This is a genomic window from uncultured Campylobacter sp., from assembly GCF_938017705.1.
Classification (GTDB): Bacteria; Campylobacterota; Campylobacteria; order Campylobacterales; family Campylobacteraceae; genus Campylobacter_B.
In genome coordinates, this window is the sequence record NZ_CALIIS010000185.1 from 1 (window position 1) to 12,465 (window position 12,465).

General features: G+C 47.0%; 10 protein-coding genes. 7 read left to right on the top strand and 3 right to left on the bottom strand.

Annotated features, from left to right (window positions below; translation table 11 throughout):
- Window positions 1–159 precede the first annotated feature (159 nt).
- The 6 genes from Q0605_RS11425 to Q0605_RS08580 all read left to right on the top strand — a co-directional run bounded on the left by Q0605_RS11425 (window position 160) and on the right by Q0605_RS08580 (window position 7,812).
- Window positions 160–2,412, top strand: a complete 2,253-nt coding sequence (locus tag Q0605_RS11425) for a molybdopterin-dependent oxidoreductase (RefSeq protein ID WP_363317215.1) — start codon at window positions 160–162, stop codon at window positions 2,410–2,412.
- A 275-nt stretch (window positions 2,413–2,687) separates the two neighbouring features.
- The gene (gene fdhD / locus Q0605_RS08560; protein ID WP_298706175.1) at window positions 2,688–3,470 is read left to right on the top strand and encodes a formate dehydrogenase accessory sulfurtransferase FdhD; all 783 of its coding nucleotides are present in this window, start codon (window positions 2,688–2,690) and stop codon (window positions 3,468–3,470) included.
- A 9-nt stretch (window positions 3,471–3,479) separates the two neighbouring features.
- Entirely contained in the window at window positions 3,480–4,271 is a 792-nt protein-coding gene (locus tag Q0605_RS08565) for a LysR family transcriptional regulator (protein ID WP_297882023.1), read from the top strand.
- A 17-nt stretch (window positions 4,272–4,288) separates the two neighbouring features.
- Window positions 4,289–4,477: a sodium-dependent tyrosine transporter gene (locus Q0605_RS08570; RefSeq protein WP_177388229.1), complete on the top strand. Its 189-nt coding sequence runs from the start codon at window positions 4,289–4,291 to the stop codon at window positions 4,475–4,477.
- Window positions 4,478–4,872: 395 nt separating this feature from the next.
- Window positions 4,873–6,330, top strand: coding sequence for an ankyrin repeat domain-containing protein (locus Q0605_RS08575; RefSeq protein WP_298706179.1), 1,458 nt, complete (start codon window positions 4,873–4,875; stop codon window positions 6,328–6,330).
- 156 nt (window positions 6,331–6,486) lie between these two features.
- On the top strand, window positions 6,487–7,812 hold the full coding sequence (locus Q0605_RS08580; protein ID WP_298706182.1) for an aminotransferase class V-fold PLP-dependent enzyme: 1,326 nt from the start codon (window positions 6,487–6,489) through the stop codon (window positions 7,810–7,812).
- 442 nt (window positions 7,813–8,254) lie between these two features.
- Here Q0605_RS08580 and tupC read toward each other — a convergent pair whose 3' ends face one another.
- Both tupC and tupB read right to left on the bottom strand, forming a co-directional pair.
- Complete coding sequence (tupC, locus tag Q0605_RS08585) at window positions 8,255–9,559, bottom strand: tungstate ABC transporter ATP-binding protein TupC (RefSeq protein ID WP_298706184.1); 1,305 nt, start codon at window positions 9,557–9,559, stop codon at window positions 8,255–8,257.
- Window positions 9,556–10,248, bottom strand: coding sequence for a tungstate ABC transporter permease TupB (gene tupB, locus Q0605_RS08590; protein WP_298706187.1), 693 nt, complete (start codon window positions 10,246–10,248; stop codon window positions 9,556–9,558). The genes tupC and tupB overlap by 4 nt, the downstream gene beginning before the upstream one ends.
- 82 nt (window positions 10,249–10,330) lie before the next feature.
- On the opposite strand from tupB, the gene tupA reads away from it, so the two are divergent.
- Window positions 10,331–11,149 (top strand): tungstate ABC transporter substrate-binding protein TupA, encoded by an 819-nt coding sequence (tupA, locus tag Q0605_RS08595; protein WP_291937738.1) that lies wholly within the window; start codon window positions 10,331–10,333, stop codon window positions 11,147–11,149.
- Between the two features lie 524 nt (window positions 11,150–11,673).
- On the opposite strand, the gene Q0605_RS08600 is transcribed toward tupA, so the two are convergent.
- A partial coding sequence (locus Q0605_RS08600; RefSeq protein WP_298706190.1) for an Hsp70 family protein occupies window positions 11,674–12,465 on the bottom strand: 792 nt, incomplete at its 5' end.

Here is a 12,465-nt window from a genome sequence, read left to right on the forward strand (position 1 = left end):
CATTATCGAAGCAAAAGCGCAAATTTTAACTATTCAATTTAATATGCTGGATTTGCATATTGCTTAAATTTTGCTTAAAAAAATTCACTAATTTAAAAATTCTTTTATAATCTAGAAAGTATAATAGCCGTGCAAACCAAAATTCTTGAAAGGAATATTATGCAATCCAGAGAAAAGATTGTCAAAACGACTTGTCCTTACTGCGGCACCGGCTGTGGTATCGATCTTATCGTAAAAGACGGCAGGATCGTAAACGCGCGCCCTACGCAGGCCCACCACGTAAATGACGGCGAGCTATGCTTAAAAGGGATGTTCGGCTGGGAGTTCGTAAACTCTCCAAAACGCCTTGCCAAACCTATGATCCGTAAGAAAAACGGAGTATTTGATAGAAGCGGTAAGCTTGAGGAGGTAAGCTTTGAAGAGGCTTATGATTTTGTAGCGTCTAAATTTAAAGAGACCGTCGCTAAATATGGTCCAAGCTCAATAATGGGTTTTAGCTCGGCGCGCTCAAATAACGAAGACAACTACGTTTTTCAGAAATTTTTCCGTGCCCAGGGCAGCAATAACGTCGATCACTGCGCCCGTCTTTGACACGCTCCTACAGTGGCAGGTCTTGCCAACACGCTAGGAAACGGAACGATGACGAACGATTTGGTAGAATTCGCTACCGATACGGACGTATTTTTACTCATCGGCACCAACACGAGCGAGTGTCACCCGATCATTGCTATGCAGATGCAGCGAGGATTGCAGCGCGGCGCCAAGATGATCGTAGTAGATCCGAAGCGCACAGATATGGCGAAAAAAGCTGATATCTATCTGCAAATCCCAGTGGGCGCGAATATCAAGACGCTAAATACCATTATGAATGTTATCATTGCTGAAAATCTGCAAGACGACGAGTTTATCAAAAACTACGCTCACGGCTATGAGTATCTAAAAGAAGCGGTTAAGGACTTTACCCCTGAGCGATTCGAGCGCGAGACTGGCGTGAAAAAAGAGCTCGTAATCGAAGCTGCTAGAATGTATGCTAAAGCAGGCGCAGCGGCGATCTGCTACACGATGGGTATCACGCAGTTTAGCGACGGTACGTCAAACGTATTTTCGCTTTCAAATTTAGCCATTTTGACAGGAAATTTAGGCAAAAGAGGCGCAGGCGTAAATCCTCTGCGCGGTCAAAACAACGTCCAAGGTGCATGCGACATGGGCGCGCTACCTAACGTCATTCCGGCGGGTGCAGTAAATTCCGCTTATGCTCAGGAGCAGGCGCGCAGAGTATGGCACTTCGAGCTAAATCCAACTCCAGGCTTTAAGCTTACTGTCGCACCCGATAAAATGGATAGTGGTGAGCTGAAGCTGCTCTACGTTTACGGCGAAAACCCTGTAATGAGCGATCCTTGGACGGAACACTTCGTGCATGCAACACACCATTTGGATTGCTTTATCGTGCAGGATCTTTTCTTTACCGAGAGTGCACAGAAGGCTGACGTCGTACTACCTGCTGCCGGCTGGGGCGAGAAGGACGGCACCTTTTTAAATACTTCCCGCCGCGTCCAGCGCACGCGCAAGGCAAGCGAGCCGGCTCCTGGCGTAGAGCCTGATTGGAAGGTTGTTTGCAATATCGCACAAAGAATGGGACTTGAAGGATTTGATTTTTTAAGTGCGGAAGAAATTTGGAACGAAGTGCGTGCATTAATGCCTAAATTTTTCGGCGGTATTAGCTACTATAGGCTAGATAAGCTAGGCGGCATCAGCTGGCCATGTCCTGATGAAGATCATCCGGGCACACCGGTTCTTTATGCAGATCATAAATCGATGCTGCCTGATGGTAAATTTAGAATGGTGCCGGTGCTTTATGTAGATGATAAAAATGAGCGCGCTAAAGCGGAGGCGGATTTTAGAGCCAAGATGAAAATCCCGGATGATTATCCGGTGGGAAGTGGCGCGCTTAGCGAGATACCGGATGAAGTCTATCCGTGCTTGTTTACGACCGGGCGCAAGGTTTATCACTACCACCCCGGCACGATGACGAGAGAGTGCCGCGCGCTGGAATACGGCGCAGGTGCAGAAGGCGCGCTCATCGAGGTAAGCCCCGATATCGCACGCGAACGCGAGCTTACCGAAGGCTGCTACGCGCTTGTCAAAAATAAGCGCGGTCAGATCGCCGCGAAGCTTCGTATAAATCCTGATCTTAAAGAGGGCACGATCTTTACGACCTTCCATTACAGCGAGGCCGACGGCAACGAGCTCGTGCATGCGGGCGATCTGGATCCGCTATCGGGCATCCCGCCGCTAAAAATGACGATCGCAAATATCAGAAAGCTTAGCGAGAGCGAGTTTATCGAGTTCAGAAGACAAAATGAGATGTCGATGCACTCTGAAAAACCTTATCTATCGCCGGTTCATAAGTAGTTTGGGCGGCAAGTTCCGCCCGCTTTGCAAGGATGAAATTTAATCGAGGCTGCAGCTAAATTTGATTAAATTTTATCTTCGCGGGCGCTCTATAGCCGCTTGTGCGCACGGTGCGAGCGGCTCGTGGAATTTTTCACGCGATTTTTTAAATTCAAAAATGCGAGCGATTTAAATTTACGCATTCCGCTTCGGTGCGACGGCTTTACTTCGGCGAATTAAGGCTATTTAAGCAAAATTTCACTACGATACGGGCGAAATTCAAACAAGGAAGGTCTATGGAGCCGATTTATAGAGCGGAGATAGTTAAATTTAAAGGCGATGAAAGAAGGATCGTAAGCGATATCTTGGTGCGCGAGATCAAGCTTGAAATTTTATTAAACGACAAGCGTTTCGGCGCGCTGATGGCGACTCCGAGCGATCAGAAAGCGCTTGCGATAGGCTATTTGCTGAGCGAAAATTTGATCTCGGATCCAAGCCGTATAAAGAGCATAGAGCTCGCGCCGGACGGGCTTAGCGTGAATGTTTGCGGCGAGATAAACGAAAAGCGGCTAAATAGCTTCGATGCCGAAAAGGTCATCATCAGCGGCTGCGGGCGCAGCTCTACGGCAAATATCGATCCTGAGGCGATGGCGGCGCGCAAAGTCCGCTCGGACGCTAAATTTCATAAGAATGAAATTTTAAATTTGATGAGCGAGTTTTACACGCAGTGCGAGCTTTACGAGATGACCGGCTGCGTGCACACCGCAAAGCTCTTTACCGCGAGCGGCGAGTATTTTATCGGCGAGGATATCGCCCAGCACAATACCATCGATAAATCGGTCGGCAAGGCGGCCTTGGCGGGGTGCGATACTCAGGGCTCGCTTCTTTTGGTGAGCGGTAGGCTAAGCTCCGAAATGGTCGCCAAAGCCGTGATGAGCGGCGTTAGCGCGCTTGTTTCGCGTACGGCTCCTACGAGCCTCGGCGTCGTGATCGCGCGTAAATTTGATCTTACCCTTTGCGGCTTCGCGCGCGGCGAAAATTTAAACGTTTATAGCGGCGAAGAGAGAATTTTGAGTTAAGAGGGCGGCATGGAGATAGATATCAAGATAGACGATAAAAAAGCGAGCGAGATCAAAAGGCTGATTTTAAATTTACTAAATCCAAGCGGCAAGCTCGATTGTGGCGCGGCGTTTAAGATCGCCGCCAAATTGGGCGTAGATGCAAGCGTCGTAGGAGATCTCGCGGCACGCGAAGGGATACGGATAGATCGCTGCGAACTCGGGCAATTCGGCAAGCTGCAATGTAGCGGAGGCAGCATAAAGGCACTGCAAAAGCTAGATCCGCTTTTGGATGAGAAAAGACGGATTTTTTGTCGCGACGCCCGCGCCGTAGCTAGCGGCGGAGTAGGGTTTGATACAGTGCGCTCTACGCTTAAGGAGCACGGCATAGACGTGAAATATTGTCAGCTGGGCTGCTTTAAGGAGAAGAAAGGCAAAAGAATGAGGGTAAAAACAAAAACTTGGATCGAAAATGCGCAGGGCGAGCTCATTTTCGGCAAGGGCAAAACCGAAGTGCTAGATGTGATCGCTCAAACGGGCTCTATCTCTAAAGCGGCCGAAGTTTTGGGGATGAACTATAAAAAGTGCTGGAGCCATCTGCAAATTTTACAAAAAAATCTGCAAGAGGAGCTCTTTAGCACTAAGCAAGGCGGCGGCAATGCCGCAGGCACGACGCTAAATGCACGTGCCTATGAGCTGATCGCCGCGTATAAGCAGCTGCAAAGCGATATAGAAAACTACGCAAACGAGCGCTTTAAGGAGCTTTTTTTGAAAAAAGAGGGCGAAAAAGACGCAAGTAAAGCGGCAGATAAAAACCATTAAATTTAAAGGAGAAAACGATGTTTGTAAAGCTAAACGAACGAACCTATCTAAACAAAGACAGGATCACGCGCATCAAGGTAGATAGCGTCCAAGACGGTATCAGAATTCGCTTCTACGAGGGGCAGTTTCAAGTTGCCAAAAGCGGCAGATTTGAAAGCGAAGAAAAAGCGATGGAGTGGCTGCAGAAAAATTTTATCGGCAAATAGGCGCGAAGCGCACTTCATGACCGCGCGAGCAGCCTGTGAACAGATCCGCAAAATAGCGGCTCTTTGTGATGCGCAGCGGCTGCTCGCCGCTCATTAGCACTACGATAATTCGGTGGTTTGTGCTTTCAAGAAGAGCTTGCGCAAAGATGTTGCGATAAAATTTACGGCGAACGAGCTTCGGATATAGAGCCTAGCGTAGCGTGCAAATAGGGATACGATTACGCAAATATGGTCTATGACGACATTCGTTCGCCAAATTTACTCGAAAGATTTCATCATTCAAACCCGGCTTAACCGCATTTTTCAGCTAACTTTGCCTATTTCGCCTATATAGTATTTATATTTTATTAAGTACTGATTGGATATAGTCGCGGGCAAAATTCTAAGGGGAAATTTTGAAAAGCTTCAAACTTCGGTTTATTTACGCTATCTGCGTGGTAGTCGCATGCGCGCTGTATCTGCTAGGCGAAAGATCGGGTCTTACGGAGCGCAAACGAACTAATTTTACCGTTACTTCAGATACTAATGTCTCCAAAGTGCCGGGTCTTAGCAAATACGTAACTCAAGAAGAAGTTGAAAGTTTTGCGTTTCGCTACTGGGATATAGATTACAATTCAAATCCGAAAAACGTATTTAAAGAACCCGCCACAGACGTAGAGCTAAAAAGACTTTTAAAAAGCAAGCAAACTGATGAAATTTTAAAATTTATGAAAGATAACAATCTATCCGTTGATCATACTATGCACGGAGGGGTAACGCCCGTGATGTATTCTAGCTTTTGGAATGATACAAATACCACTCAAGAGCTTATAAAGCTAGGTGCGGATATATATAAAAAAGACGAATACAAGCTATCCGCTATGGCTTATGCTATAGAAAATAATGCTACTAAAGCGGTAAGACTGCTTTTAGACAACGGGGTTAAATTTGAAGAAGTCAAAATGGTGCAGGGCTATATAGTTTGCCCTAGATATTCTGACGACACCGAAATCATAGTTGGCAACAATATAGATATAAAATTACGTACTGAGTGTCTAATCAATCATGATCACTCAAAAGATCCTGTTTATCCATTAAACTATGCAATATATAGTAATTTGATAGAAATTGCCGATATGATGCTACAAAGAGGTATGAAACCGAAAGCATATGAAGGTCCTTTGTATTATTTAAGTGAGAACGGCGTTTCGTTTAAACAAAAGGAAATATTTAAAAAATCTATTTATACTTTTCTTCCGCGGGATATGATGTATAAAGATAAATTAGAATTATTAATAAAATATAATATAGATGGTCTACCGAGTCAAGATGATATTGTTACGGCTTATAGAAATTGTTTGGATAGTTTAGTTGGATCTATAAAAAAGAAGGAGTCTTACATAAACCATATGAATGATTACTGCTATGGAGAAAAGATTTTAGAATCATATGATTGGGCTCTTCGAGGCAGATGGGAAGTTAAAAATAACGAAGAAAAAGAAAAAGGAACGGATGGGTACTGGAAAGAAAAAGATTTTATAAAATTTTTCGGCTATATGCCAAATGATAAAAAATGTACTAAGCTAGAACCGGATATTAAAATATTAAATTTCTATAATATGAAAATAGATAGATATAAAGCTCTTTGCGGCAATGGGCTGAGCGATGAAGAGATTTTGCAAAAAAGTAGCCTCAAAGATAAAAACAATACCGAGGCATTCGATATTGAGACATTTTTTAAATATTTAAATTTTGAGGAAATGCTAGAGGAAGCGAAAGTGAAAATTCTACATAACGGCGAGAAAATAGATATAAAAGATTATGCCGAAATTCTAAGACAAGAAGCAGCTAAAAAACTAGATAGTAATCAATAAATTTGAAAGAGTAAAACTATATAGCATCAGAAATTAAGTAATATAGTGGGCAAAGCTTTTCTAAATTCTCATTAAAATTCCTCCCCGCTAGGACGTAAAGCCTTAAATTAATCCAAATTTCACTATAATTAATCACTTCAATTTTAAAGGTCGCAAATGCTAAGCTTAGACGAAATTCGAAAAAATATCATCCTAAAACAGGGCGTGCACTATTTTGATTTCGCGGCTTCGGGACTTGCTTACGAGCCCGTAGAGCGCGAGATAGGCGAAATTTTAAAAACCTACGCCAACACACACTCCGATAGTAGCTCTAGCGCCATCATCACGCAGCGGCGCTACGAGGGCGCGCGAGAGAGTCTAAAAAAGCTACTAGGGCTTGACGAGCGGTTTTATCTCATCGCCTGCGGGCAGGGCGCGACGGCCTCGATCAAGAAATTTCAGGAGCTGCTTGGCATCTACCTGCCGCCTGCAACCAGAAGCGCGATCGGCGAGGCAAATTTACGCGCCGCGCAGCTTCCGCTCGTGCTCGTTTCGCCATACGAACACCACTCAAACGAGCTTAGCTTTCGCGAGGGGCTTTGCGACTACCTGCGCGTGCCGCTTAGCGAATCGGGCGAGATCGATCTGCTAGCACTCGAGCGCATCTTGAAGCTAAATGCGGGACGCCGCATCATCGGCTCGTTTAGCGCCGCCTCAAACGTCACGGGCGTCGTCAGTGACTACAAAAAAATCAGCGAGCTAATCAGAGCCGCGGGCGGCATCGTCGCCTTTGACTGCGCGGCGCTGAGCTCGCACGCAAATTTAGACTGCGATTACTTCGACGCTATTTTCCTCTCGCCGCATAAGCTATTAGGAGGGCCTGCTAGCTGCGGGCTTTTGGCGATCAAAAAAGAGCTGCTCAGTAGCGACGTGCCGACATTTGCCGCGGGCGGGACGGTCGCCTACGCCAGCCGCGAAGGGCACGTATTTTTGAAAAACCCCGAGCAGCTAGAGGAGGGCGGTACGCCGCCTATTATCGGGCTCATGCGGGCAAATTTAGCCTACGCGCTGCGAAACGAGGTGGGCTTTGAGAGGATAAAAAGCGCCGAAGACGAGCTTGCACGGCTTTTTGAGAGCGAGCTAGCAGGCATAGACGAGATCATAAACTACGCTCCAAAGGGCGCGCCGCGGCTACCGATTTTTTCATTTAACGTGCGCGGCGTCTCGGCGTATGATTTCGCCGCGAGCCTTAGCAACGATTTCGGTATCCAGACGCGCGCGGGCGTGATGTGCGCGGGGCCGTACGCTCACGATCTGCTGGGTATCAAGGAGGGGCGCATGCCAGAGAGCAAGCCCGGCTTCGTACGCGTGAGCCTGCACTACACGCACGCCGAGCAAGACGTGCTCTATTTAGTTGGCGCGATAAAATCCTGCGTCAAAAAGCACCGCGAGCTTTGGGGCGAGGAAAAGGCGATGTATGAGATGTTCGGCGGGAAAATTTAAGCGGCGTGAGGTTAGGGCTTTGCCGCTTTTTAAGCTCGTGAAATTTTATAAAATCCCGCACCGTTTTTAAAATTTATCGAAATTCCGTACCGTCTCTTTAGAATTTTACGCGAGTTTTGCGCCGCGGAATTCTTACCATCGTTACGCCTTTGCACTGTAGGCGAAATAAACGGCATGCTCCGCGGAGAATTCCGCCTATAAATTTGCAGGCAAATTCCGCAGAGTTAAAATTTAGAATTTTAAAATTCCGCGCTGCGCCGCTCGGTAGAATTTGCGTCTATAAATTTTAAAATTTAAAGGCGTAAATTTTTGCGCTCTGTTTCGCCGGGCACGCCGCGCTAGATGGTTCGCAGTGAAAATTTGAGGCAGAAATGAAATTTATTAGTGTCGCGCGAATAAAAATTCTAAAGCAAAATTAAGTTTATCCGCACTTCGCGCAGAATTACTCCAGCCCTAAAAACGCGCCGTTTTCAAATCCGAAATAGATCTTCTCGCCCGCGCTCCAGCGCCGCTCATCCTGCGCCGTGACGCATTTTAGCAACACGTCGCCCGCCTTGATCTTGATGAGTAGCGAGGAGCCGTACTGAAGCGAAATCGAGTGCAAAATCCCCGCGAAGCAGCGCTCAAACGGGCTTTGGGATAATAAAATTTTACTCGGATTTATCGCGATTTTGCGAGCGCGTGTGAGCCTCTCTTCAAGGCGCAGCGAAATTTCATCCGAAAATTTTAAAACCCCGTTTTGCGCGTCAAAGATATTTTTGTATTCAAACTCGCATATCTTGCCACGATGCAGAAATACGCTTCTTTGCGCGATCGCGCTGAGCCATTTCTCATCGTGGCTGGCGATGATAAAGCCGCAGCCGTAGCGGCTTCGCATAAATAAAATCGCGCGCGCAAAGAGCTTGGAAGCGGCAAGATCGAGGCTGTTGGTTGGCTCGTCGAGCAGATAGAGCTTCGCGCGCTGCGCCAAAGCGAGCGCAAAGGCGATGCGCTGCGTCTGCCCCGAGCTAAGCTCGAAATGCTTCTTCGATAAAAAACTTCTATCAAGTCCCGTTAGGCCGAGCGCCTCATCAACCCGCTCGTCAAATTCCGCAAGCGCGCCGCGACTTTTGAGCGCAAATTTAAAATTTTGCTCCACGCTGCGTTTTAAAAGCACGGGCTCGGGCAGTAGCAAGCAGATTTGCCGCAGCGTCTGCAAAGAGGGCGCCCGCTGCCCCCAAAGCTCCACGCTGCCGCCGCTCGGACGCTGCAAAAAGGCTAAAATCCGCAGCAGCGTGGATTTGCCGCTGCCGTTGGAACCCAAAAGCGCCGTGATGCCGCTCGTATTTAGATCGAGGCTAGGGATATTTAGAATTTCGCTCCGTCCGTAGCGCAACACCAGATCCCGCACTGAGATCAGCTCGCTATCGGGTACAGCTTGCGTGGCGGCGGAATTCTCATTTGTAAAATTCTTTCTCGCAGAATTCTCACTCGCAAAATTCTCGCTCTTGGAATTTTTACCCGCAGAATTTGCGCTAATGGAATTTTCGGTTGCAGAATTTACACTCGTAGAATTTCCAGTAGTGAAATTTTTGCTCGCAAAATTCTCGGCGGCGAAATTTACGCGCATAGAATTTATGTCCGTAGAATTCTCGGCGGCGGAATTTGCGTCCGTTAAATTTTCGCTCATAAAATTTTCGCGCTCCCGTTCCGCGCGGTTTTTGTCCGTGAAATTCTTGTTCGGATGTGTTAGCTTATCTGCACTCATCGATCCAGCCTTTTTAGCGCGTAGATGGCTAAATTTACCGCAAACGCTATTAAAATCAGCACCAGCGCGAGCGCTATACCCATCGCAAACTCGCCCTTGTTGGTCTCAAGCGAGATCGCCGTGGTGATCGTGCGGGTGAAATATTTGATATTGCCGCCGATCATCATCGCTACGCCTACCTCGGCGACGATCCGCCCGTAAGCGGTGGCGATGACGACCAGTAAGCCGTAGCGCAGCTCGTAAAGCACGCAAAGGATTAAATTTAGTGGGCTTAGTCGGTAGTTCATAATGTTTAGATAGTGTTTTTTGTCCATATTTTCGATGACGCTGGCGCTTAGCGAGACGATGATGGGAAGTGCCAGCACAAACTGCCCGAGCATCACGGCCTTGAGCGTAAAAAGCAACCCCAGCTCGCCCAAGGGGCCGTTTCTGGAGATGAAAGCGTAAAGGATCAGTCCTATCGCTACCGTGGGCATCGCAAGCGCTACGTCGCTTAAAAGTCTAAGCGTTCTGCGAGCGCGAAATTCATAAAATCCGAGGATAAATCCTATTGGAAAGCCGATTAAAATCGCGAAAAGTATCGAGATGCTCGAAGTATAAAGCGTCGCTTTAATCGCCGAAAAGGTCTCCGCATCGCCGCTAAGAAGCAGTCCGAATGCGCTTAAAATTCCTTCTAAAATAAAGTCCAAGATCGCGTCCTAAATATTCTATTTTGGCATATTTATAAACCAAATTTATATGCTATAATAGCACATTTTTTAAGGAGATAACATGAAAAAAATATTTTTTGTTTCGCTCGCTCTTAGCGCGAGCCTTTTTGCCGCCGATAACGATTTGGTGATGGCAACTACAACGAGTACCGATAATACGGGCTTGCTAGACGCTATCTATCCTGCGTATAAGGCGGAAACCGGCGTCGATATCAAATGGACGGCGGTAGGTACGGGTGCTGCTCTAAAGCTTGGCGAGAACTGCGATGCGGACATACTTTTCGTGCATTCGCCGAAGGTCGAGAAAGAATTCGTAGAAAAAGGCTTCGGCGTTGACCGCACGCCTGTTATGTATAATGATTTTATCCTCATCGCCGATAAATCGATCGCGCCTAAATTTAAAGGCAAGGACCTTAAAGGCTCGTTTGAGCTAATCAAGGCGGAGAAGATTAAATTTTTCTCTCGCGGAGACAAATCTGGCACCGATAACAAAGAGAAAGGAATTTGGAAAAAGGTTGAGGGCGCCGTACCTGAAAACGAGGCGTGGTATAACCAGACCGGTCAAGGCATGATCGCTACGATCAATGCAGCCGCCGAGCAAAAGGGCGTGACCTTCACCGATCGCGGCACTTACATCAAATACGAGGATAATAAAAAGGGAAATCCGGATATGGTTATTATCAACGAAGGCGATAACGATCTAAAGAATTTTTACTCCGTAATAGCGGTCAATCCGAAGCATTGCCCAAAAGCCGACTACGAAAACGCGCAGCGCTTCATCAAATGGATTACTAGCGAGAAGGGGCAGAAGTTCGTAGGCGATTTCAAGCTGCTAAATAAGCCGCTTTTCACCCCTGATGCGAATACTCGCAAGAATTAGCTCTAGCTAAATAAGGCTAAATTTAAAGCCCAAAGGCGAAGCGCCGTCTTTGGGCTTTTGCTTTTTCATAAATCAATCCGCGCGCCTTTAAATTTAGCTCTTTTGCTTCTAAATTTAGCGGGCGTTTTTTACCGCGTCTTTTTACGATACATTTTTTACTTTCTCGCCATACATTTAAATTTATCGCAGCTTCGTTTGTAGGCAATAGGCTTAAAATTTCAGCTATATTTGAGATCGGTACGGAGAAATTTCAGTCGCGTTCGGATATACTTTAATGTCTAGCGATATTTATACAGCGCAAAATTTAGTAGTATTTATGTGTGACTCAAAAATTTTAGTTTGTTATGAATTTAATTTGAAGTTGCGGTTAAGCTCGGGCGTATGAAAAACGCCCGAGCTTATGAAGTTATGAAATTTTATGCGCGGTTTGTGGAACCGCTTCTGCCGCGTGCCGGTAAAATTACTTTTCAAGCGCAGGCAAAACTACCGAGCGCGCGGCTATAAAATTTCACTTTGCGCTGGTGTTATTCGACTTCGGCGTCGATGACGTCGTCGTCTTTTTTACCGCCGTTTGCACCGCTGCTTTGCGATCCGCCTTGCGCACCTTGATTTGCGCTGGCAGCCTTGTATAGATCCTCGGCGACCTTGCTTAGGGCTTCTACTTTAGAGTTTATCGCTTCCTTGCTCGCGTTTTCATCCTTTAGCACGGCTTTTAGATCATTTAGCGCGCCCTCGATCTTAGCGCGTAGATCGCTCGGTACCTTCTCGCCCATCTCGCTTAGGCTCTTTTCGGTTTGATGTGCGATACTATCGGCTTGGTTGCGCGCCTCGACGGTTTCTTTGCGCTTGTTGTCTTCCTCTTTGTGAAGCTCGGCGTCCTTTACCATCTTATCGATCTCAGCGTCGCTTAAGCCGCTTGAGCCGGTGATGCGGATATCGGTTGCTTTGCCGGTGGCTTTGTCTTTTGCCGAAACGGTTAAAATTCCGTTCGCGTCGATGTTAAATTCCACCTCGATCTGCGGCACGCCGCGAGGGGCTGGCATGATGCCTTCAAGATTGAAATTTCCTAGCGATTTGTTGTCCTTCGCGAACTCGCGCTCGCCCTGCAAGACGTTGATCGTAACGGCGCTTTGGTTATCCTCTGCGGTTGAGAAGGTTTGAGATTTTTTCGTAGGTATCGTAGTTCCCTTCTCGATGATCTTGGTCATCACGCCACCTAGGGTTTCAATGCCGAGGCTTAGCGGAGTCACGTCGAGCAGTAGCACGTCTTTTACGTCGCCTTTGATGACCGCGCCTTGGATCGCCGCGCCGATCGC